The 22,031-nt window shown below is 72.7% G+C and carries 16 protein-coding genes and 1 pseudogene; 10 read left to right on the forward strand and 7 right to left on the reverse strand.

From position 1 onward, the window contains the following. The first annotated feature begins 194 nt into the window (after window positions 1-194). The gene (locus ABZ842_RS34955; RefSeq protein WP_361546446.1) at window positions 195-1,760 is read left to right on the forward strand and encodes a long-chain-fatty-acid--CoA ligase; all 1,566 of its coding nucleotides are present in this window, start codon (window positions 195-197) and stop codon (window positions 1,758-1,760) included. 66 nt (window positions 1,761-1,826) lie between these two features. Then, entirely contained in the window at window positions 1,827-2,504 is a 678-nt protein-coding gene (locus tag ABZ842_RS34960) for a TetR/AcrR family transcriptional regulator (RefSeq protein WP_361546449.1), read from the forward strand. Window positions 2,505-2,899: 395 nt separating this feature from the next. Here ABZ842_RS34960 and ABZ842_RS34965 read toward each other — a convergent pair whose 3' ends face one another. From ABZ842_RS34965 to ABZ842_RS34975, 3 genes are read right to left on the reverse strand one after another with little or no spacing between them, the layout of a single operon-like run. Beyond that, window positions 2,900-3,787, reverse strand: a complete 888-nt coding sequence (locus tag ABZ842_RS34965) for an enoyl-CoA hydratase-related protein (RefSeq protein ID WP_361546452.1) — start codon at window positions 3,785-3,787, stop codon at window positions 2,900-2,902. A gap of 41 nt (window positions 3,788-3,828) precedes the next feature. Further along, the gene (locus tag ABZ842_RS34970; protein ID WP_361546455.1) at window positions 3,829-5,013 is read right to left on the reverse strand and encodes a CaiB/BaiF CoA-transferase family protein; all 1,185 of its coding nucleotides are present in this window, start codon (window positions 5,011-5,013) and stop codon (window positions 3,829-3,831) included. Then, window positions 5,010-6,254, reverse strand: coding sequence for an MmgE/PrpD family protein (locus ABZ842_RS34975; RefSeq protein ID WP_361546458.1), 1,245 nt, complete (start codon window positions 6,252-6,254; stop codon window positions 5,010-5,012). Before ABZ842_RS34975 ends, ABZ842_RS34970 begins: the two co-directional genes overlap by 4 nt. Before the next feature lie 231 nt (window positions 6,255-6,485). Between ABZ842_RS34975 and ABZ842_RS34980 the strand changes: the two genes are divergently transcribed. Beyond that, window positions 6,486-8,384: an alkyl sulfatase dimerization domain-containing protein gene (locus ABZ842_RS34980; RefSeq protein WP_361546461.1), complete on the forward strand. Its 1,899-nt coding sequence runs from the start codon at window positions 6,486-6,488 to the stop codon at window positions 8,382-8,384. 299 nt (window positions 8,385-8,683) lie between these two features. Here the strand turns inward: ABZ842_RS34980 and ABZ842_RS34985 are convergent, their stop codons facing one another. Continuing rightward, the gene (locus ABZ842_RS34985; RefSeq protein ID WP_361546464.1) at window positions 8,684-10,045 is read right to left on the reverse strand and encodes an MFS transporter; all 1,362 of its coding nucleotides are present in this window, start codon (window positions 10,043-10,045) and stop codon (window positions 8,684-8,686) included. 367 nt (window positions 10,046-10,412) lie between these two features. Between ABZ842_RS34985 and ABZ842_RS34990 the strand changes: the two genes are divergently transcribed. After that, on the forward strand, window positions 10,413-11,024 hold the full coding sequence (locus tag ABZ842_RS34990) for a TetR/AcrR family transcriptional regulator (protein WP_361546467.1): 612 nt from the start codon (window positions 10,413-10,415) through the stop codon (window positions 11,022-11,024). A gap of 69 nt (window positions 11,025-11,093) precedes the next feature. Here ABZ842_RS34990 and ABZ842_RS34995 read toward each other — a convergent pair whose 3' ends face one another. The 3 genes and pseudogenes from ABZ842_RS34995 to ABZ842_RS35005 form a co-directional block, all read right to left on the reverse strand. Further along, complete coding sequence (locus tag ABZ842_RS34995) at window positions 11,094-12,173, reverse strand: Zn-dependent alcohol dehydrogenase (RefSeq protein ID WP_361546532.1); 1,080 nt, start codon at window positions 12,171-12,173, stop codon at window positions 11,094-11,096. Between the two features lie 36 nt (window positions 12,174-12,209). Beyond that, a pseudogene (locus tag ABZ842_RS35000) lies at window positions 12,210-13,649 on the reverse strand (aldehyde dehydrogenase); the annotation flags it as partial. A 177-nt stretch (window positions 13,650-13,826) separates the two neighbouring features. Then, on the reverse strand, window positions 13,827-14,417 hold the full coding sequence (locus ABZ842_RS35005; RefSeq protein WP_361546470.1) for a dihydrofolate reductase family protein: 591 nt from the start codon (window positions 14,415-14,417) through the stop codon (window positions 13,827-13,829). A gap of 269 nt (window positions 14,418-14,686) precedes the next feature. Here ABZ842_RS35005 and ABZ842_RS35010 point away from each other — a divergent pair, with 269 nt between their 5' ends. From ABZ842_RS35010 to ABZ842_RS35035, 6 genes are all read left to right on the forward strand, one after another. After that, a complete protein-coding gene (locus ABZ842_RS35010; RefSeq protein WP_361546473.1) occupies window positions 14,687-15,535 on the forward strand; it encodes an IclR family transcriptional regulator in 849 nt (282 codons plus the stop codon). 469 nt (window positions 15,536-16,004) lie between these two features. Beyond that, complete coding sequence (locus tag ABZ842_RS35015) at window positions 16,005-16,733, forward strand: aspartate/glutamate racemase family protein (protein ID WP_361546476.1); 729 nt, start codon at window positions 16,005-16,007, stop codon at window positions 16,731-16,733. A 67-nt stretch (window positions 16,734-16,800) separates the two neighbouring features. Beyond that, the gene (locus tag ABZ842_RS35020; RefSeq protein WP_361546479.1) at window positions 16,801-17,784 is read left to right on the forward strand and encodes a membrane dipeptidase; all 984 of its coding nucleotides are present in this window, start codon (window positions 16,801-16,803) and stop codon (window positions 17,782-17,784) included. A gap of 36 nt (window positions 17,785-17,820) precedes the next feature. Beyond that, entirely contained in the window at window positions 17,821-19,425 is a 1,605-nt protein-coding gene (locus ABZ842_RS35025) for an NAD(P)/FAD-dependent oxidoreductase (protein WP_361546482.1), read from the forward strand. Further along, window positions 19,422-21,050, forward strand: coding sequence for an ABC transporter substrate-binding protein (locus ABZ842_RS35030; protein ID WP_361546485.1), 1,629 nt, complete (start codon window positions 19,422-19,424; stop codon window positions 21,048-21,050). The genes ABZ842_RS35025 and ABZ842_RS35030 overlap by 4 nt, the downstream gene beginning before the upstream one ends. Window positions 21,051-21,063: 13 nt before the next feature. After that, complete coding sequence (locus ABZ842_RS35035) at window positions 21,064-22,014, forward strand: ABC transporter permease (protein WP_361546488.1); 951 nt, start codon at window positions 21,064-21,066, stop codon at window positions 22,012-22,014. Window positions 22,015-22,031 lie beyond the last annotated feature (17 nt).

Raw genomic sequence — 22,031 nt, forward strand, 5'->3', positions numbered from 1 at the left:
CAGCGTATTGACACCGCGGAGCAGGGCGGCGAGGCTCGATCCATCACCACATGACCACCCGGTCATACGGTGGGGGTGCAGCCGCGCCCCCCTGCGCCGCCCCGGCCCCACCCCCCTTCCCGGGCCGATGCGCCCACCTTCCCCGCCCTGCCACGGCTTCGTCGCTGGTCCCACGTCGATGGAGGTCACCCCGCATGAGCCCGTTCCTGCCCGACGCCGTACGCCGCCACGCCGCCAGGCGTCCCGACGCACCCGCCGTCACGGAGGGCACGCGAACGCTGACGTACGACCAGCTCGACCGGCGCAGCAACCGTGTCGCCCGGGCGCTGCTCGCCGTGGGCCTGTCGCCCGGCGCCCGCGTCGGCTATCTGGTCCGCCCCGGCAGCACCTGCGCCGAACTCCTCGTCGGCTGTGCCAAGGCCGGCTTCGTCGCCACCCCGCTGAACTGGCGGCTGGCCGAACCCGAACTGGTCGCCGTCGCCCGTGACGCCGAACTCGCCGCCGTGCTCACCCAGCGCGAGTTCCTCCCAGGAGCCCGGGCCGCCCGCGCGGCGCTGCCCGGCGCCGTCCCGCTGGTCGTCGACGGCGGCGCGGGCACCGACGAGCACGACTACGGGTACGACTACGAGCAGTGGCTCACCGCCGCGGACGACACCGACCCCGGGGCCGGCACCGAGGACGCGGTCTTCCTCCAGCTGTACACCTCCGGCACCACCGGACTGCCCAAGGGCGTCCAGCTCACCCTCCGCAACGTCAGCGCCGGCGACTACCAGCTCCGCGAGATGGAGTGGACCGAGACCGCCGTCGCCCTGAACGCGATGCCCGTCTTCCACATCGCCGGCACCGGCTGGCTCGTCACCGCGCTCAGCGCGGGCGCCCACACCGTCATGGTCCCCGACCTGGTGCCGCAGACCGTCGTCGACGTCATGGAGCGCCACCGGATCACCCACGCCTTCTTCGTCCCCGCGATGCTCCACCTCCTGACGACGCTGCCCGGCATCGGCGAGCGGGACTTCTCCGCACTCCGGCTGATCGTCTACGGCGCCTCCCCGATCACCCCCGCCTTGCTGCGCCGCTCCATGGAGATCTTCGGCTGCGGCTTCTACCAGAAGTACGGGCAGACCGAGACCACCGGCTCCGCGTCCCGGCTGCTGCCCGAGGACCACGTCGTGGACGGGCCCCGCGCGAGGCTGCTGCGCTCCGCGGGCAACACCCGGCCCGACGTGGAGGTCGCCATCGCGGACCCGGTCACGGGCGAGCACGTGGCGCCGACGGTGGTGGGGGAGATCCTCACCCGCTCCCACCACGTCACCCCCGGCTACTGGCAGCGGCCCGCGGAGAACGCGGCCCTGTTCACCGCCGACGGCTGGCTGCGCACCGGCGACGCCGGCTACCTCGACGAGGACGGCTACCTCTTCATCACCGACCGCATCAAGGACATGATCATCACCGGCGGCGAGAACGTGTACCCGATCGAGGTCGAGTCCGTGCTGGCCGAGCACCCCGCCGTCCTCGACGTCGCCGCCTTCGGCACCCCGCACGAGAAGTGGGGCGAAGCGGTGACGGCGGCCGTCGTCCTGCGGCCGACCGAGGGGCCCGTCACGGCCGACGACCTGATCGACTTCACGCGCGGGCGGATCGCCTCGTACAAGAAGCCGCGGGTCGTGCACGTCGTGGCCGAACTGCCGCGCAACCCCAGCGGCAAGGTCCTCAAGCGCGTGCTGCGCGACGACCTCGCGACCGGAGGCGAGGGGAGCTGATCGCCCGGGCGGCGCGGCTGGAATGATGGGGCGCCCACAGCCGCGCCGCGCCCCATCGGAGGTCCCGTGCCCACCGCCACCTGGCAGCGCCTCGACCCCGGGCGCCGCGAGAGGATCGTCCGGGCCGCGATGGCGGAGTTCGGGCGGCACGGCTACTCCGCCGGGAGCCTGAACACCGTGGCCCGCGCCGCCGGCGTCGCCAAGGGGTCGCTGTTCCAGTACTTCGAGGACAAGCTCGACTTCTTCCAGCACGTCGCGGAGACCGCGGCCGAAGGCGTCCGCGACGCGCTCGCGCCCTGGCTCGGCGACATCCCCGACGGCACCGGCTACCACGCCTTCTTCTGCGGCGGGGTGCTGGCCTGGGTCGACTACTTCGCCGACCATCCGCTGGAGCGCGGCGTCATCGCCGCCACCCACCTGGAGATCGACCCGGACGTGCGCGCCGCGGTGCACGCCCCCGCGCGCCGGCTCTACTCCGCCGAGGTCACCTCGCTCGCCCGGCAGGCCGTGCAGCGCGGCGACTTCCGTCCCGGCGCCGACCCGGAGGCGTTCGCCGCGCTCGTCAGCGTGCTGCTGCCGCACCTCGCCGTGGCCCCCTTCGAACCCGGCTTCGAGGGCCCCGTACCGCTGTACGGCCTACCACGCGAGGAACTCCGCGCCCGCGCCCTGACCCTTGCGTCCAGCCTGTTCGCCGGCTTCGGCCCGATCCCCGCGGACCCGACGCCATACGCGCCGACGCCGTGACCGATATACAGTGACGGCGTCTGCGGCCCGACGGTGGCCTTCTCGCGCAGTTCCCGCGCCCCCCAATGCCCTCGCCGCTTCCCCGCGGGAACCATGACTACTGCGGCCCGGTGGTGGGCTTGTCGCGCAGTTCCGCTCCCTACGTCCAGAGGGCGTGGGGGACCCCCAGCGCCCCCAAATACCCTTCCCCCGGTCCGCAGACAAGTGACGGGGGCAGCGAGACAGGGGCGCGGGGAACTGCGCGAACAACCCACCACCGGCCCGCAGTGGCCACTGACTCCGTGGGGAAACGGCGAGGGTGCCTAGGGGCGCGGGGAACTGCGCGAACAGCCGCAGACGGGCCGCAGAGACCAACGCACCCGCAGGGAAACGGCGGCTCCGTCCAGGCGCACCCCCTAGCGTTCGTCCGCGTCCGCCGCCCACGGCAGGTACCGCGGCAGATCACCCGGCACCCGCCCCAAGAACCGCGGCTCGCGGCGCTCGAAGAACGACCGCACGCCCTCCTTCGCGTCCTCGCCGCGCACCGTGTCGAACACCAGGCGCGAGTCCAGCCGGTGCACTTCCTCGGGCGAGTCGGCCCACGCCATGCGGTACACCAACTGCCGGGTGACGGCCACCGACACAGGGGCCGTCGTCGAGGCCAGCTCCCGCGCCAGCGCGTACGCCGCCGCCAGCACCTCGTCCGGCTCGTGCAGGCTCGTCACCAGGCCCGCGGCCAGCGCCTCCGTCGCCGGTACGATCCGCCCGGACACCAGCCAGTCCATGGCCCGGCCGAGCCCCACGAGCCGGGGCAGGAACCACGTCGACGCGCCCTCGGGCACGATGCCGCGGCGGGTGAAGGGGAAGCCGAACTTCGCGTCGTGCGCGGCGAGTCGGAAGTCGACCGGCAGCAGCAGCGTCGAACCGACGCCGACTGCGGCGCCCCGCACGGCCGCGATCACCGGCTTGTTCAGCGCGTACAGCACGCGCGTCACCAGGCCCGCCGGCTCCTGATAGGTCCCGGCCTCGACTTGCGCGGCCGTCGCAGCATCCACCTCCTGGGTGAACCCCTTCCCCTTCCCGTCGCCGGCGGAGAGGTCGGCGCCGACGCAGAAGTCCTTGCCCGCGCCGGTCAGGACGACGACGCGGACCCGCTCGTCGGCGTCCGCCACCCGCAGCGCCGCGGCGAGTTCGTCGGCCATCCGCCGGGTGTAGCCGTTGCGGGCCTCCGGAAGGTTCAGGGTGACGGTGGCGACACCGCTCTCGACGGCGTACGCGATCTGCTCGTAGGCACTGCTGCTCATGCGCGGCTCTCCTGGGGTCATGCGCGGCTCTCCTTCGCTGGTCACACGGCGCCTTCGGCGCGCAGGGCGGAAACGGCGGTCTCCCCGTACCCGAGGCCGCGCAGCACGGCGTCGGTGTGCTCGCCCACCGCGGGCACCGGGTCCATCCGCGGATCGAGGCCGTCCAGCGAGGCGGGCGGCAGCAGCGCCTTGACGGTACCGCCGGGCGTGGCCACCTCGCGCCAGCGGTCGCGGCCGGCGAGGACGGGGTGGTCCCAGAACTCGGCGACCGAGTTCAGCCGGGCGTTGGCCACCTTCGCCTCGTCGAGCAGGGCGACCGCCTCGGCCGCGGTCAGCTCCGCGAAGCGCGCCGCGACGATCGCGTTCAGCTCCTCGCGGCGGGCCACCCGCGAGGAGCCCTTGGCGAACCGGGCGTCGGCGGCGAGCGTCGCGTCCCCGAGGAACACGGCGCAAAAGGAGGTCCATTCGCGTTCGTTCTGGATCGCGAGCAGCACCGTCTTGCCGTCGGCGGCGTCGTACGGGCCGTACGGCGCGATCGTCGCGTGCTGCGCGCCGACCCGGGCGGGCTGGGTGCCGGAGTACGCCGTGTAGTACGCGGGGGAGCCCATCCACTCGGCGAGCGCCTCGAACAGGGACACATCGACCGCGCGCGCCCGGCCGGTGGCCCGGCGCTCGTACAGGGCGGTGAGGATCCCCGAGTACGCGTGCATTCCGGCGGCGACGTCCGCGATGGAGATGCCGACCTTCGCGGGCTCGGCGGGGGAGCCGGTGAGCGACACCAACCCGGTCTCGCACTGCACCAGCAGGTCGTACGCCTTGCGGTCGGCCCACGGGCCGCTGCTGCCGTAGCCGGAGATGTCGCACACGACCAAGGAGGGGTGGCGGTCGGCGAGTTCTTGTGCGCCGAGGCCGAGCCGGCGGGTCGCGCCGGGCGCGAGGTTCTGCACGAAGACGTCCGCTTCGGCCAACAGCCGCTCCAGGGCCTCCCGACCCCCGGGCGTCTTGATGTCGAGCGTCAGGGACTCCTTGGACCGGTTCAGCCAGACGAAGTAGCTGGACTGGCCGAGCACTGACTCGTCGTAGCCGCGGGCGAAGTCGCCGGAGCCCGGGCGTTCGACCTTGATGACGCGCGCGCCGAGGTCGGCGAGCTGACGGGTGGCGAAGGGCGCGGCGACGGCCTGTTCCAGGCTGACGACGGTGATGCCCTCCAGCGGCAGCCGGTTCATGCGTACTCCTCGTCGGGGGCGGTGGGGAAGGCCGCGCGCAGCAGGGCGGCGGCCGAGGTCCAGTCGAGACCGCTCATCAGGTCCGGCACGTGCGGGCCGCAGTCGGCCAGCTTCGCCGCGAACTCTTCGGCGGTAGCCGGCAGTTCGGGGGAGCCCGGGGGCAGGGCGAGCGTCGCGGTGTGGACGGCGCCGTCCACGGTGGTGATCTCCACCGTCGTCGCGCCGGTCAGCAGCCCGGCGCCGCCGTCCGGTTCGCCGACCACCTCGACGAGGGAGACGAGCCGCTGGGCGGCGGGGCGGCGCACCTGGTCGTCGGTGTACGAGACGAAGCCCGGGTGGTGGTCCAGGAGCGCCGCGGCCACCCCGTACTCCAGGCTGAACTTCGCCTCCAGGCCGGTGCGCGGCCGGGGGTGGATCAGCGGGTGGACCGCCGCATCGGGCGTGCGCACCACGATGCGCACGACGTCGGACGGGTCGAGGTCGACGGGTCGCTGCGCGAGCAGGGCCCGCACCGCGCCGATGGGGCGCTGCACGGCGTAGCAGCAGGGGAAGACCTTCGTGGCGAGACCGCCGGGGACGGCCGGGTCCGCCGGGTCGAAGGCGGTGCGGTCCAGCGCGGCGCGGTCGCCTCCGACCAGGGGCAGCCAGGTGTCGAGGGCCGACGGGTCGGCGCTGGCGCCGGCTGCGGCGAGCCGCGCGGCGCGTACGCCCGCGTCGGCCGCGAACCCGACCTGGAGGGACTTGGCGTCCGTGCCGAAGGCGCGTTGGACGCCGCCGGCCGCGGGCAGCGCCAGGGCGATGGCCCGCGCCAGGCCCTCGGCGTCCAGCCCGAGGGCGAGCCCGGCGCCGACGGCAGCGGCCGGTGCGCCCGCCGTGCAGGTGGCGTGCCAGCCGCTGGTGTAGTGCCCCCAGCCGAGGGCGACGCCGAGCCGGGCCATCACGCCGGCCGCTGCGAGGTACTCGCGCGCGCCGCCGCCCGCGGCGAGCACGGCCGGCACGCAGACCACGGAGATGTGCGCGGTCGAGGGCAGATGGAGGTCGTCGAAGTCGAGGACGTGGCCGACGGCGGCCCAGCGGGCGGCCTCGGGCAGGTCCGCGACGAGCCGGGCCACGGGGTGGCCGCGGGCCGCCAGGGAGACGGCGACCGTGTCCCGTAGCGCGTGCTCGGCCAGGTCCAGGTCCTGGGGCGAGGGTTGGAGGGCGGTGGCCCAGGCGGCCAGCTCCTCGGCGAGGTGCGGCATACGTCTCTCCTGGTGGGGGCGGCGGAGCAGGGCCGGGGCGAGGGCCTGCCGCCGCGGCGGGTCCGGGCGGTTGACAGTGCCCTGCGGCCGTGGTTTCGTGCGCAAGGCAGTCAGTATCGAACGATCGTTAAATTAACAGACGAGGTGGGGACCCACCACGACCGCGACGGGTGATCCACGCCGCACCGCCGTCCTTCGGGCCCCCGGACCGCTTCCACGAAACGAGGCAGCATGACGACAGTGCCAGCGCCAGCGCCGGGACCCGGGCTCGACTGGGACGACCCCGCCGACCTCGCCAACGCCAGCCGGGGACGCGTCGACTTCCTCGACCCGTGCGTGATCGAGAACGCCGATGGCCGGGTCGTCTGGGACCACGAGCGCTGGTCCTTCCTCGCCGAGCAGTGCCCGGACACCGCGCACCCGAGCCTGTGGCGCCAGAGCCGGCTGAACGCCCTGCACGGCCTGTTCGAAGTCGCCGACGGCGTCTACCAGATCCGCGGCTTCGACGTCTCCAACATGACGATCGTCGAAGGCCCGAGCGGTCTCGTCGTCGTGGATCCGCTCATCAGCGAGGAGTGCGCCGCCGCCGGCCTCGCCCTCTACCGCAAGAACCGCGGCAGCGCCCTCCCGGTCGCTGCCGTCGTCTACTCCCACAGCCACACCGACCACTTCGGCGGCGTGCGCGGAGTCGTCGACGAAGCGGACGTGAAGGCCGGCCGGGTGCGGATCGTGGCGCCCGAGGGCTTCATGGAGGAGGTCGTCGGGGAGAACGTCGTCGCCGGCCCGGCCATGCTGCGCCGGGCCCACTACATGTACGGCGTCGGCCTGCCCGCGGCCTCCGATGGCGCCATCGGCTTCGGCCTCGGCCAGGGCACGTCCAGCGGCAGGGTCGGGCTCATCCCGCCCACCGACCTGGTCACGGAGACCGGCGAGGTCTTCGAACTCGGCGGTGAGCGGCTGGAGTTCCAACTCACCCCGGGCACCGAAGCCCCCGCCGAGATGAACTTCCTGCTGCCCGACCGGGGCGTCCTGCTCGTCGCCGAGAACGCCAACCACACCCTGCACAACGTGCTCACGCTGCGCGGCGCACTGGTCCGCGACGCCCAGGCGTGGGCCGCGTACCTCACCGAGACCATCACCCTCTACGCGCACCGCGCGGACGTGCTCGTCGGCTCCCACCACTGGCCCACCTGGGGGCGGGCGGAGCTGACCCGGATGCTCTCGGAGCAGCGGGACGCCTACGCGTACCTGCACGACCAGACCGTACGGCTGATGAACCAGGGGCTGACCGGCCCGGAGATCGCCGAAGAACTGGCCGAGTTCCCGCCGCAGTTGGCCGCAGCCTGGCACGCCCGCGGCTACTACGGCTCGCTCAGCCACAACGTCAAGGCGGTGTACCAGCGCTACATGGGGTGGTTCGACGGCAACCCCGCCCATCTGTGGCAGCACCCGCCGGTGGCCGCCGCGCGGCGCTACGTGGAGTTCATGGGCGGCGCCGACGCGGTGGTGGCCAAGGCCCGCGAGACGGCGGACGCGGGTGACCTGCGGTTCGCGGCGGAGGTCCTGAACCACGTCGTCTTCGCCGACCCCGACCACCGCGGGGCGCGCGAGCTCCAGGCCGAGACCTTCGAACGGCTCGCGTACGCCTGCGAGAACGGCACCTGGCGCAACTTCTACCTCTGCGGCGCCCGCGAACTGCGCGACTTCTCCGGCGGCACGCCCAAGGGCAGCGGCTCGGGCTCCGGCGGCGGCATCGCCTGGGGTCTGCCCGCGCACCACGTCTTCACCGCGCTCGCCGTGCGCGTCGACGGACCGCGCGCGGCCTCCCACCGACTGGTCATGCGCTGGGAGTTCACGTCCGACGACGGTGACGGCGACTGCGACGTGTGGACGCTGCTGCTCGCCAACGGGGTGCTCACCCCGATGCGCGGCGACGTCCCCGCCGAGCAGCCCCGGGTCCAGGTCCGCACCACGCTGGACGTCCTGCTCGGCGTCCTGGCCGGACGCACCACCACCGCGGAGGCTGCGCGGGCCGGGCGGGCCGTGGTGCGCGGCGACGCGACCGTGCTGGACACGTTCTTCGCCCTCCTCCAGCCCCCACGCCCGGGCTTCCCGATCGCCCTGCCGTAGCGCCTGCCGCCAGCGCCGCGGAGCGTGCGCGTTGATGGCGCCTGCGGCCCGATGGTGGGCTGTGGGCATGGGGGACCACCCCCAGCGCCACCTGTTTCGCTGCTCCCGTCACTTGTCTGCCGGTCAGGGGAAGGGTCTTCAGGGGCGCGAGGAACTGCGCGATCAGCCCACCACCGGCCGGTAGGGACCAACGCTCCCGCAGGGAAACGGCGGCTACGTCCAGCGGCACAGCAAAACCGTGGCCGCCCACTCCCCAGCGGGGGCGGGCGGCCACGGCCGTTCCGGGACGGACCGTCCGGTCAGTCGTCGGACTGCCGGCTCGGCTCCGGGCTCGGCTCCGGCCCCGCGCCCGACATCGCGGACAGCTTGCGCGCATCCCGCTCCGGATCGGCCAGCGCCGCGCAAACCGCGGCGCCGACGATCACGAGGACGCCGATCAGCAAGAAGCCCTGTGCGTAGCCCTCGCCGGGCGTCGCCGCGGAGTCGACGAGCCCGCCGAGCACGAGCGGGGCGATGATGCCGCCGAGGCTGTAGACCGCGACGATCACGCCCATCGCACCGCCCCGCTGGCGCGCCGGCACGACGTCCGACACCGCGGCGAAGGCGATGCCGTACCCCGCGCTCGTCAGCGAGGCGCCCACCACGATCAGCAGGATCTGCACCGTGCCGCCGTCCAGCAGGGAGAACGCGACGGTGCTGAGCCCGCCGACGGCCGCCAGTGCGGAGGCGAACAGGGTGCGGGCCGTCCGACTGGTCGCCCCGCGCCGGGAGAGCATCGCCGATGCGACCCCGACGAGGACCTGGAACACCGCGGCGGCGGCGTACGGCAGCGCCACGAGGGTCCCCGTCTCGCCCGCGCCGTAGCCGAGGCCCTCGCGCAGGTAGAGCGGCAGCCAGGTCACCTTGACCGCCACGCTCCAGTAGGTGGTGAAAAAAAGCACGAGCAGGCCGACGACCGTGCCGGTGCCCAGCACCGCGCGGTACGGAAGGGAATCGGGGAGCGCCGGTCCGGCAGCGCGTTGGGCGCGACCGGTGCCCACCGGCCCTTCACCGCCGGCGAAGAGCCAGGCGATCACCCAGGCGATGCCGACGACGAGCAGCACGGTGAAGGCCGCGTGCCAGTCGTACCGCTGCATCACCCAGGTCAGGGCAGGTGCGGCGAGCAGCGGGCCGACGCCGGCGCCGGCCACCACGATCGAGGTGGGGATGGCGCGTTTGTCCGGTGCGTACCAGCTGTGCGTGACGGCCGTCGCCATGGCGGTCGCGGGCCCCTCCGCGAAACCGAGGAGGACGCGGCAGGCGATCAGCAGCCCGAAGCTCACGCTGCCGACCATGGGGGCGAGGCTGACGACCCACAGGGCCGCGGTCGCCGCCAGCAGGTAGCGGGCCTTGATGCGGCCGATGAGCATGCCGCCGAGCACGGCCCCCAGCGCCAGCAGCCAGTAGAAGCTGCTCTGCACGAGGCCGAACTGTTCCTTCGTGAGGTCGAGTTCCCTGATCAGGTCGACCCCGGCGAGACCGATGACGACCTTGTCGGCGAAGTTGACGACCATGAAGCAGAAGAGCAGGGCGACGACGAGTGCGGCCTTGCGCTTCGTCGCGGCGCCGTCGTCGCGGGCGGCGCCGGGCACGGCTGTGCCGTCGGTGAGGGTGCGGGACATGGGGGATCTCCAGACGATCGCAGTGGGGTCGTGGGAGAGTGGGAATTGAGCGAACGTTAGCTAAGTGTGGTTCGCCTCACAAGGGATGTGCCGGATGCCGGCTCGCCAAAGTGAATTGATGGGACATTTCAACCCCCGATGTGAGGGGGCTGCCTTTGCAGAGCGATCGTTTGCTCTGAAAAGGCGTGCAGTTTGGGATTGCTCGTGGGGCCGCGGCGCTAGGATGGCGTGCCGACGGCGCCGGACGGCTGTTCAGTTCGCCGGAAGGTCAGGTCGGTCGGACCAACTCGTCCGTTAGCCAACTCGTCCGTGAACCATTTCGTTTGTGAACCACCCGTCGGTGAACCACCCGGAGGATCGGAGCAGCGTGCCCAGGCGACCCGCAGGCCAGAAAGCCATCATCGAGGCGGCCCGCGCCGAGTTCTCCGAGAAGGGGTACGGCGCCGCGTCGATCCGCCACATCGCCCAGCGGGCCGGGGTCAGCCTGTCCGCCCTGTACTACTACTACAAGGGCAAGCAGGAACTCCTCGTCGCCATCCTCGACGACGGCCTCGACGCCTACTTCGGCGCCTGCGACGCCGCGTTGGGGGCGGCCGGCGACGATCCGGCCGAACGGCTGGAGGCCCTGGTGGCGGCCACGGTGCGGTTCCGCACCGAGCACCCGATCAAGAGCAGCATCGTGCTCACCGAGGGCCGCAGCCTGGAGCCCGAGCACCTGGAGCGCTACCGCAAGAACGAGGAGCGGGGCACCCGGCAGTTCCGCCAGGTCATCGAGGACGGGGTGGCCGAGGGATCCTTCCTCACCCCGTACCCCGAGGACGCGCGCCGCGCCGTGATCGCCATGTGCAACGCCATCTCCCAGTGGTACCGGCCGGACGGCCCGGTCACGGTCGAGGAGCTCGTCGAGCGCTACGTCTCGCTCGCCCTGACCGTGGTCGAGTACCGGCCCCGTTCCGTACGCCGCGCGCCGCGCGGTTGAGCGGGCGCAAGGCCGCGCCGGGGTGCCGATGCCCCGGCGCGGTCGGCGACGGTCGGCCGGGGCGCGGGGTCAGCCGATGGTGAGGACCGTGCGCAGCGCCTCACCGGTGTGCATCTGCCGTACGGCGTCGTTGGCCCGGTCCAGCGGCACCCGATGGGTGATCATCTTCTCCAGGTCGATCTCGCCCGCCCGCCACAGGTCGATGACCTGAGCGAAGTTCTTCAGCACGTCCGCGCCGCCGTAGAAGGACGGCAGCAGCTTCTTCTCGTGCATCACCAACTCCGAGAGGTTGATCTTCGGGAAGTCGGACTTGGCGCCGACCCCGACCAGACAGACCGTCCCGCCGCGGCGCGTGGTGTCGTACGCGGTGCGCACCGTGGCCGCCTTGCCGACCACCTCGAAGACGTAGTCGAAGCCCTCGCCGCCGGTGAGGGAGGCGCAGAGCTGTGCGTACTCCTCGGGCGAGGCGGCGTGGGTGGCGCCGAGCTCCAGCGCCCAGTCGCGGCGGCCCGCGACGGGATCGACGGCCACGACGGTGCTCGCGCCCGCGACCTTGGCGCCCTGGATGACGCTGACGCCGACGCCACCGCAGCCGATCACCGCGACCTTCGAGCCCGGCGCGACCTTCGCGGTGTGCAGCACGGCGCCGATTCCGGTGGTCACGCCGCAGCCGATCAGGGCGCCGACCTCGAAGGGGACGTCGTCGGGGAGCGGTACGGCCGCGTTGCCCGCGACCACGATCTCCTCGGCGAACGTGCCGGTGCCGATGAAGCCGAACACCGGGTTCCCGTCGCTGCTGAAGGTCGGCGTGGTGACGTTGGCCATGCCGCTGAGGCAGAGGTTGCCCTCGCCGCGCTTGCAGGAGCCGCACCGGCCGCACGGCGGCATCCAGCACACCACGACCCGGTCGCCGACGGACACGTGGGTCACGCCCTCGCCGACCTCGGCTATCTCGCCCGCGCCCTCGTGGCCCGGCACGAACGGCGTGGGCAGGGCGAGCGTGCCGTTCATCCCGGACACGTCGGAGTGGCACAGGCTCGCCGCGCGCATCTTGATGCGGACCGTCCCGGGGCCCACCGGCCGGGTCGTCACGTCGTCGCGGACGTCGAGCGTGTCGTCACCGGTCTGCTGGAGTATCGCCGCGCGCATGGTGGTCCTCTTCGTCCGGGGGATCTCGGCGCTCTGGGGCAGGTAGACGGCCTTCGGCTCGACGTAGGACCGCAGCCCCTCCAGCCCGAACTCCCGGCCGATGCCGGAGTTCTTGAAGCCGCCGAAGGGCCCGAGGAAGTCGACCCGCAGCGTGTTGACGCCCAGCGTGCCGGTGCGGATCCGGCGGGCGACGTCCAGGCCGTGGGCGGTGTCCCCGGCCCAGACGGCGCCGGAGAGCCCGAAGTCCGAGTCGTTGGCGATGCGGACCGCGTCGTCCTCGTCCTCGTACCGGATCAGGACGACGACCGGTCCGAAGACCTCCTCGCGGGCGATGCGCATGTCGTTGGTGACGTCGCCGAAGAGCGTCGGCTCGACGTACCAGCCCTTGGGCAGGTGCTCGGGCGCGCGGCCACCGGTCAGCAGGGTCGCGCCCTCCTCCTGGGCGATGCGGACGTACTCCAGGCTGCGCTCCTGCTGGCGACGGGTGACCAGCGGGCCGACCTGGGTGGTCGCGTCGAGCGGATCGCCCACCTTCAGCCCGGCGACGGCCGCGGTGAGCGCGCCGGCGATCTCGTCGTAGCGGCTGCTCGGCACCAGGATGCGGGTCAGCGCGATGCACGCCTGCCCGTTGTTCATGTACGAGCCGGCCATCAGCGCCGGGACGGCCTGGGCGAGGTCGGCGTCCTCCAGGATGATCGCGGCCGACTTGCCGCCCAGCTCCAGCGTCACCCGGTGCAGATGGTCCGCGGCGCTCGCCATCACCTTCTTGCCGGCCGCGACGGAGCCGGTGAAGGCGACCTTGTCGATGTCGGGGTGGTCGACCAGGTAGGCGCTGGTCTCGCGGTCGGCCGCGAGCACGTTGAGCACGCCCGGGGGCAGCCCCGCGGCCTCGGCGACCTCGGCGAGGACGTAGGCGTCCAGCGGGGTCTCCGGGGACGCCTTGAGCACCACGGTGCAGCCGCTGACCAGGGCGGGCGCCACCTTGGTCGCGGTGACGAACTGCGGCACGTTCCACGGCACCACGGCGGCCACCACGCCCACCGGCTCGTTGCGGACGAGCAGCGGGCCGCCCATGCCGTGGCGCCACTCCTCGAAGGGGAAGGAGCGCCCCACCCCGGCCGTGGTGCCGTACGTGGCGATCGCGCTCATCACCTGGCCGGTGGCCGCCCAGGTGATCGGCGAGCCGTTCTGTGACGAGATCAGCGCGGCAAGCCGCGGCGCGCGGGCCGCCAGCCCGTCCTTGATGCGCAGGACGACCTCGATGCGCTCGTGCACGGACATCCGCGGCCACGGACCGTGGTCGAACGCCTCGCGCGCGGCGGCCACCGCCGCGTCCACGTCGGCGGGGGAGGCGTGCGGAACGCGGCCGATGACCTCCTCGGTGTGGGGGGACACCACCGTGATGGTGTCGGTACCGGCCGGGGCGACCCAGCGCCCCCCGATGTACAAGCGGTCATGCTCGATGACGTGGGCCATCTCGTGAACTCCAGGGGACTCATCGTGACTCGGCGGATGCGGGTGCTGCGTCCGCCGGCTGCAGCTCGGACGGTACTTATCGATCGTTCGATAGCGTCACTTCGCACGCAATCATGACCGCTTGGTCATGTCAACGGTTGTGACACGGCTTCCCGCCCGGCCCCCGGAGTCACGGCGCTACGCGTCGGCCGCGCGGCGGTAGGTGTTGATCAGCACGCCGGACGGTGTCGACCGCGTGGCGGTCAGGGTCAGCCGGCGCGGGGTCGCGCCGTTGGTGAAGAGCTGCTTGCCGCCGCCCAGCAGGAGCGGGAAGACCAGCAGGCGGTACTCGTCGACGAGGTCGTGCTCGATCAGAGTCCGCAGCAGGTCGCCGCTGCCCAGCACCACGGTCTCCGACTCCGTCGCGGCCGTGATCCGGCCCACCTCCGCCGCCAGGTCGGCGCCGAGGAGCCTGGAGTTGGCCCAGGTGAGGTCGGGGCGGCTGCGGGAGGCGACGTACTTCGGCATCGCGTTCATCGCCGCCACCGCGGGGTCGGCCGGGTCGGCGTACGGCCAGGTGCTGGCGAAGATCTCGTACGTCCTGCGCCCCAGGAGCAGCGCGCCGGCGCCGGCCGTGGCCCCGCTCATGAACCGCTCCACCTCGTCGTCGACGTAAGGCAGCACCCAGCCGCCCCCGTCGAATCCGCCGTCCCGGTCCTCGTCCGCGGACAGCACCGACTGCATGACGCCGTCCAGCGACACGAAATTGACCACGACCAGCTGTCCCATGGCACTGCTCCTCTTGAATCCGTCTGAATCCGTCTGCATGCGTCGTTCTCTGTGGGGGACGACTGGCCGGCGGCGGCGGATTCATCGGCCCGCGGGCGGTGAAATGCGCTCCGACCACCAGGTCTTCCCCCCGGTGGCGTTCCAGGGGCCGCACCGGCTGTGTGATACTGCGGTTTCGGTGAAGCGCGGAGCCAGGCGTGCCGCTCCGCCCCTCCCCGCGACGCTCCGTCGTGTTCCTGCCCGTGCCCCTGAGGGAGATTGCCGCGTTCATGGCGACAGCACCTGATCCCGCGGCCCCCGAAGAGGCCGACCGCCGGCCCGCCGGTCACGGCGCGCAGGGCGACGCGGCCGGCGCCGGGGCGCGCACCGCGGGCACGGTGCAGATCGTCGACCACGCCATCCAGGTGCTCAAGGCCATCGCCGAGGCCGATCGGCCGCGCGGGGTGCGGGAGCTGAGCCGGGACCTCGTGATCAGCAAGAGCTCGGTGCAGCGCATCCTCGTGTCGCTGGAGCGCGAAGGGCTCGCCGTCGCGGACGAGGGCACCCGCAAGTACGTCATCGGACCGGCGGCGCTCACCCTCGCCTGGCGCCACACGGCCAACAGCGACCTCGTCGGAGCCTCCTCGGCCACGGCCTCCCGGATCGCCGCCCTGACCGGTGAGACGGCGTGCGTCTCCACGATCGTCGACGGGCGGCGCGTGACCGTCTACGAGGCCGAGAGCCCCCAGCCGCTGCGTCTGATCACCGGTGTGGGGCGGCCCTACTCGCTCTTCTCGGGGGCGACCGGACGGGTCCTGCTGTCCATGCTGTCGCCGGAGCGGGCCCGTCAGTTGGTGGAGGAACACGCGCGCGGCGACGTCGACGTGGAGGTGGACGTCGAGGCCGTGGTGGCGCGGATCGACGCGGCACGGCAGCGGGGGCACGCGGTCAGCCGCGCGGAGTGGATCGCCGGCGGCTGCGGAGTCGCGGTCCCGCTCGGCGTCCAGGGGAACGTCGTCGCGGCGCTGAGCATTTACGGCCCCGAGGCGCGGATGACCGACGAGCGCATGGCTGAACTCGTGCCCGTGCTGCGCACCGCAGCCGCCGAGATCACCGTCCGCTGGCGCCAGCCCGCCTGACGCACCCGCGAGGCGGGCCGCACGGCCTCCCCGACGTTCCCGTCCTTCACCGTGGTTGACGCCGTCCACCTGACGGGTCGTGACGTGGCCGTCTGCCGTCTGTCTGGTGGGCGTGACGATCGCCGTCCTCGGTGCGCGCTGGTCCCGGCGAGGTCGGCGGCGCGGCTCACCACCGCCAAGGTGCTGCACAACGAGTGACGCTCCGCCCCGGGCTGGCCAGATTGTCGGCGCGATTTGGCGCGTTCATTGCTTCCGTCCTGCCCATTGACCCGACTCAACGGCCGTGGGTACGTTGTCCCAACAGATCTGGTCCACTGTCCCAGATCGGGCGAGGTGCTTCGCACGGCAGACCCCGATAGCGCCGCCCCGCCCCTCTTGGACCCGGAAACCGAAGCGATTCCACCGTCCGACGCCACTGCTCAGCGCTCTCGCGGGCCGTTCGGACGACAACCACGAGGAGCCGATCCGTATGCTGCTTGGCTGGCGTGCCCGTATTGGACAGATTCGTCCGGCGACCGCGATCGAAGGCGCCGAGGAATGGCGCTCCGTCGCCCCCGTAGGCGTGGCCTTCGCCGACGCCCGGACCATCGTCCCCAGGGTGGACGCCGAGGGCTTGGAGACGATGATGTCCCAGGTGCTGGAGGCGTCCCGGCAACTCGCCACGGCGAAGGTGGACCTCATCGTGCAGTGCGGGGCCCCGGGCACCTTCATCCCCGGCCCCGGCACCGACGAGAAGGTCACCGCCCAGATCGCCGAGGAGACCGGGATCCCCGCCCTCACCATGATGCAGGCCCAGGTCGACGGCCTGCGGGCGGTCGGCGCGAGGTCGGTCGCCGTCGGCAGCATCTACACCGACGAGGTCAACGAGGCCCTGCGGGCCTACCTCACCGCCGTCGGCTTCGAGGTCCCGGTCGTCGAGGGGCTCCAGATCACCGACCCGTACGAGGCCAGCGTCCACGACGCCGACAGCGCCTACCGGCTCGGCCGCCGACTCCACCGCGCGGCGCCCCACGCCGACGCCCTGCTGATCTCCTGCGGCACCTTCCGCACCTTCGAGGTGCTGCCCTACCTGGAGTTGGACACCGGAGTGCCGGTCGTCACCAGCAACCAGGCGTCCCTGTGGCGCGCCCTGCGCATGCTCGGCCTGCGCGACGAACTCCCCGCGCTGGGCCGGCTCGGCGGCATCGCCGACTGCTGACCGCGCCGCCCCGACCGGGCAGCCGGCCCTCACCCGTACCCACCGAAACCCTGAGGAGGAGCACACCGTGCTCGTCGACGCACTGCAGTTCGTGAAACCGTCCCGGGAGCGCTTCGAGGAGTGGCACGCCGCCGGCATCACGGCGATCCACGCCACCGTCGCGATCTGGGAGGACTCCACCGAGACCATGCGCGAAGTGGGCCGCTGGCAGCGCCTGCTCGCCGAGAACGCCGACCTCCTGTGCGCGGGCCGGACCGCGGCCGACCTCCACCGCGCCGCCGACGAGGGCCGGACCGCCGTCGTCCTCGGCTTCCAGAACAGCAGCCCCTTCGAGGACGACCTCGACCTCGTCGGCGCCTTCCACCAGGCCGGCGTCCGCATCGCGCAACTCACCTACAACACCCAGAACTCCGCCGGAGCCGGCTGTTGGGAGGGCGAGGACGCCGGGCTCTCCCGCACCTACGGGATCAATCTCATCCGCGAGATGAACCAGGTCGGCATGGTCGTCGACATCTCCCACTGCAACGAGCGCACCTCGCTGGAGGCGATCGAGGCGTCTGAACGGCCCGTGGCCGTCACCCACGCCAACCCCCGGGCCTTCGTCGGCGAAGACGTGGAACTCGCCCTGCGCAACAAGTCCGACACCGTCCTCAAGCAGACCGCCGCCTCGGGCGGGGTCGTGGGGCTGAGCATGTACCCGAGGATCGCCCCCGACGGCGTCCACTGCACCGTGGACCGCTTCTGCGACATGGTCGCCCACACCGTCGACCTCATCGGGGTGGAACACGTCGGATTCGGCTCCGACTACTACGCCGGGCAAGGCGACGAAGAACTCCACTGGTGGCGACAGGGCCGGTGGAGCCGCAAACCGATGGTCCCCATCTCCGGACCCGTCGAGTTCCCCGACTGGTACGCGGCGGGCCGGGGGTACGCGGCGGTCCGACAGCGGCTGCTGGAACGCGGGTTCACCGCCGCCGAGGTCGAGCGGATCTCCGGCGGGAACTGGGCGGACCTCTTCGAGGCCGGCTTCACCGCCGCCCCCCGGAGCTGACGTGCGCGGCCACGGCAGCGGGAGGGCGAGCCGGAGATGAACCACTACGACGCCGTCGTCGTCGGCGGAGGCCACAACGGACTGGTGACCGCCGCCTACCTGGGACGCGCGGGGCTGAAGGTCGCGCTCCTGGAAGCCCGGACCGCACTGGGCGGGCCCTGCGGAGCGTACGAGTTCCTGCCGGGGCGCCGCCTCGCCTTCACCAACTCGCCGGGCTCGCTCAACCCGGCCGTCGTCGCCGAACTGGACCTGGCGCGCCACGGGCTGCGGTTCGTCCGGGTCGACCCGACGGTCGTCCACCACTTCGACGAGGGGTGCTTCGTCGGCTGGCGCGACCAGGCCCGGGTGGACGCCCAACTGGACGCCTTCGCCCCCGGCGAGGCCGCCCGCTACCGCGGCCTGATCACCGGCCTTGAGCGGCTGGGCGCCCGGCTCGGCGTCCGGCTCGACGCCCCGCCACCGGACCCGGACCACTTGAAGAAACGTTTGTCCGATTCTGCGGACCTCCGGCTCTTCGACGCCGTCTTCGACGGCTCGCTCACCCAACTGCTCGACGAACACCTGCACTCCGACCGGGCGAAGGCCCTGCTGGCGCTGCTCGCACTCAACGCCCAACTCGTACCGCCGTCGACCCCCGGCACCGCCGTGGGCCTGCTGATGCGCCCCTTCGCGCTCGCCGCCGCCGGCGACAGCGCACCGGACGCCGCGGAGCGCAGCGCGCTCCGCGGCTCCACCGGACTCCCCGTCGGCTCGATGAGCGCCATCGCCGACGCCCTGACCGGCGCCTGCCGGGCCCACGGCGTCGACGTGCGCACCGACACCCCCGTGGCCCGGGTGCTGCACGGACCGCTGGGCGTCCGCGGCGTCGTCACCCCCGGCGGCGAGGAGTTCACCGCGCCCCGGGTGATCTCCACCGTCAACCCCGTCCACCTCTTCCGCGACCTCCTCGACGACGGCGCGATGGACCCCGACATCCGGGACCAGGTGCTGCGCACCCCCATGCGGGGCTCCGCGTTCAAGCTGGTGCTGGAAGTCGACTCCCTGCCCGCGTACGCCGGACTGCCGAAGGACGCCGACCCCGAAGCCGTGCGCACCTGCCAGTTCCGCTTCGGTTCCTCCCTCGCCGAGATCGAGCGGGCCGTACGCGCCGCACTCGACGGACACGCCTCGGCCGAACCCCTGATGTGGGGCCTGACCCCCACCCTCACCTCGCCCGAACTCACCCCCGGCACCACCCAGCTGATCAGCGTCAACGCCTGGCACGCCCCCTACCGTCCGCACGACGGCCCCTGGGACGACCGGCGCACCGAGGAGTTCGGCCGCCGCTGCGTGGCCCGGCTCGACGCCCTGATGCCCGGCATCGCCGACCGGGTCGTGGACCACCGCTTCATGAACCCCGTCGACGTCGAAGCCGAACTCGGCCTCCTCGGCAGCAACATCACCCACGGAGACATGCTCCCCGGCGCCCTCTTCGGCGCCCGCCCCCACCCCGCCGTCGCCGGCTACCGCACCCCGCTGCGCGGCTTCTACCTCGGCGGCAGCGGCACCTGGCCGGGGGGATACGTCACCGGCACGCCCGGCAGGAACGCCGCCACGACGGTCCTCGGCGATCTCGCCCACGAGCAAAGGCCGCACCCATGAGACCCACCCACCCGACGGCGCAGCCCCGTTCCCTACCGCGCCGCGCCTTCGGCGCCCTCGTCGTCGCCGCGCTGCTGGTCACCGGCTGCGCCGCGCCGGCCGCCGTCGGCCGCGACCGGGACACCCTCGTCATCGGCGCCGAAGGCGAGATCCCCGTACTCGACCCGCACCGGCTCTCCGGCACCGTGGGCCTGCGCGTCGTCGACGCGCTCTTCGACCCCCTCATCCGCGAGGACCTCGGCACCAGGACCGACGGGGCGCCCGCGCTGCGGCCCGCCCTCGCCACCTCCTGGCAGGTCTCCCCGGACGCCCTCACCTACGCCCTCGCCCTGCGCGAGCACGTCACCTTCACCGACGGCACCCCCTTCGACGCCGCGGCCGTGAAGACCAACTTCGACCGCATCCTCGACAAGAAGTCCCCGGTGTACGACGCCACCGCCGCCGGCAACATGAAGTTCCTCAGCCGCTGGATCGAACGCGTCGACGTCACCGGAAAGCACGCCGTGACCCTGCGGCTGACCAAGCCGTACGCCGGTCTGCTCCGACTGCTCACCGACCGGCGCATGTCGCTGGTCAGCCCGGCCGCGCTGCGCACCCACGACCCCGACGACATCGGCCTGCACCCGGTCGGCACCGGCCCCTACCGACAGCGGGCCGCCGACCACGGCAAGCGGATCACGCTCCAGCGCAACGACTCCTACTGGGGCGGCGTCCCGCGGACGAAGTCCATCGTCGTCGAATCCGTCAGCGACCCCACCACCTTGGCCATCGCCGCCCAGACCGGCGAGGTCGACGCGATCCTCAGCGCCGGCGCCCAACAGGTGCGGCAACTCGCCGGCCAGGGCACGATGACGGTCCAGTACCCGGAGCCCGCGAACCAGTACTTCCTCCGGCTCAACACCCGCACCGCGCCCACCGACAACGCGCTGGTGCGCCGGGCCCTCAACCACGCCGTGGACCGGGAGGCCATCGCCACCCTCACCGCGGGCCAGGTCGCGCCCTCGCACGGCCCGCTGCCGCGCGGCAACGAGGCGTACCGACAGGACCGCGCCGCCGACGGCCGCTACGCCCACGACCCCGCCCTGGCCAAGCGGCTGATCGCGGAGAGCGGCGTGCCCACCCCCGTACGGCTGCGGCTGCTCGCTCCCGACAGCGGCCCCGGCTTCTCGCAGGCGACCGAGATCATGTCGCTGATCCAGCAGGACCTCAAAGCGGTCGGCGTCAAGCTGGAGGTGCAGTACATGGAGTTCGCCTCGCTCGTCGCCGAGGAGGGCGCCGGATACAAGAAGGGCGTACACGGCTCCTTCAACGGCTGGACCACCGGCGCCGACTCCGCCGACTTCCTCGAGCGGATGTTCGGCGGCACGCTCCACCCGCCCAACGGCGTGAACCGCGGCTGGTACCGCAACCCGGCCGTGGACGCGCTCCTCGACGAAGCCCGCGCCGAGCCGCGGGAGGAGACCCGGACCGATCTGTACCGCCGGGCCGCGGACGCCATCGCAAGCGACGCGCCCTGGGTCTTCCTCTACCAGGACCGGCTGCCGCGCCTGCTCAGCCGCAAGGTCGAGGGCGTCGTGGCGGCCCCGTCCGTCTACATCGACTACACCACCATCCGCCGCCGGTGAGGAGGGCCCAGCCATGAAGGCCACTGCGGCACCCGCAACAACGACACCATCAGCACCACCCCGCACCTCTTGGCGCGCCCGGCTGCGCACGGCCGGCGGCGGCAACGCCGCGACGGCCACCGGCGGCTGCATCGTCGCCCTCACCGTCCTGGTCGCCCTGTTCGCCCCCTGGCTCGCCCCCGCCGACCCGCTCGCCACCGACCCGGCCGCCATCGGCCTCGGCCCGCTCAGCGACGGCCACCTCCTCGGCACCGACGAGGTCGGCCGGGACGTGCTGAGCCGACTGATGCACGGCGCCAGGCTCGCCCTGCTGGTCGCGGTCGTACCGACCCTGCTCGCCCTGCTGATCGGCGGACTCCTCGGACTCGTCGCCGGCTACGTCGGCGGCTGGCTCGACAGCGTCCTGATGCGCCTGTTCGACGTGATGTTCTCCTTCCCCGGCATCCTGCTGGCCCTCGGCATCGGGGTCGCACTCGGCCCCGGGCTCACCTCCATGGTCATCGCCATGGTCGTGGTCACCGTCCCCGAGTTCGGCCGCATCGTCCGCGGCAGCGTGGTGTCCCTGCGCCAGGAGCAGTACGTGGAGGCCGCAGCCGCCCTCGGCTACGGCCACCGCCGGATCGCCCTGCGGCACATCACCCCCAACCTCCTCGGCCCCCTGGTCGTCTTCGCCACCCTCCAGACCGGGCGCAACGTCATCCTCGGCGCCAGCCTCGCCTTCCTCGGCCTCGGCGCCCAACCGCCCGCCCCCGACTGGGGCCAGATGCTCAGCGGCGGCCGGGCCCTGCTGGTCACCTCGCCCCACGTGGCGACCGTCCCCGGACTCGTGATCGTCGTCCTGGCCGTCGGGTTCAACCTCCTCGGCGACGGCGTACGGGACCGGCTCGACCCCCGCAGCCGTACGGCCCGATCCACCCGCAGCGCCGGCCCCGGCACCCTCCGCACCCGGTGGAGCCGATCGTGAACAGTCCAGGAGACGCG

This window comes from Streptomyces sp. NPDC047315, assembly GCF_040643215.1.
GTDB lineage: Bacteria > Actinomycetota > Actinomycetes > Streptomycetales > Streptomycetaceae > Streptomyces.

Excerpts from the sequence above, each read along its gene's own strand:
- ABZ842_RS34980 (WP_361546461.1), top strand. The coding sequence starts at position 6,486 with ATGACGACAGTGCCAGCGCCAGCGCCGGGACCCGGGCTCGACTGGGAC.
- ABZ842_RS35010 (WP_361546473.1), top strand. The coding sequence starts at position 14,687 with ATGGCGACAGCACCTGATCCCGCGGCCCCCGAAGAGGCCGACCGCCGG.
- ABZ842_RS34995 (WP_361546532.1), bottom strand. The coding sequence starts at position 12,173 with ATGCGCGCGGCGATACTCCAGCAGACCGGTGACGACACGCTCGACGTC.
- ABZ842_RS35025 (WP_361546482.1), top strand. The coding sequence starts at position 17,821 with ATGAACCACTACGACGCCGTCGTCGTCGGCGGAGGCCACAACGGACTG.
- ABZ842_RS34970 (WP_361546455.1), bottom strand. The coding sequence starts at position 5,013 with ATGAACCGGCTGCCGCTGGAGGGCATCACCGTCGTCAGCCTGGAACAG.
- ABZ842_RS35005 (WP_361546470.1), bottom strand. The coding sequence starts at position 14,417 with ATGGGACAGCTGGTCGTGGTCAATTTCGTGTCGCTGGACGGCGTCATG.
- ABZ842_RS34955 (WP_361546446.1), top strand. The coding sequence starts at position 195 with ATGAGCCCGTTCCTGCCCGACGCCGTACGCCGCCACGCCGCCAGGCGT.
- ABZ842_RS34975 (WP_361546458.1), bottom strand. The coding sequence starts at position 6,254 with ATGCCGCACCTCGCCGAGGAGCTGGCCGCCTGGGCCACCGCCCTCCAA.
- ABZ842_RS34985 (WP_361546464.1), bottom strand. The coding sequence starts at position 10,045 with ATGTCCCGCACCCTCACCGACGGCACAGCCGTGCCCGGCGCCGCCCGC.
- ABZ842_RS35030 (WP_361546485.1), top strand. The coding sequence starts at position 19,422 with ATGAGACCCACCCACCCGACGGCGCAGCCCCGTTCCCTACCGCGCCGC.
- ABZ842_RS35015 (WP_361546476.1), top strand. The coding sequence starts at position 16,005 with ATGCTGCTTGGCTGGCGTGCCCGTATTGGACAGATTCGTCCGGCGACC.
- ABZ842_RS34965 (WP_361546452.1), bottom strand. The coding sequence starts at position 3,787 with ATGAGCAGCAGTGCCTACGAGCAGATCGCGTACGCCGTCGAGAGCGGT.
- ABZ842_RS35035 (WP_361546488.1), top strand. The coding sequence starts at position 21,064 with ATGAAGGCCACTGCGGCACCCGCAACAACGACACCATCAGCACCACCC.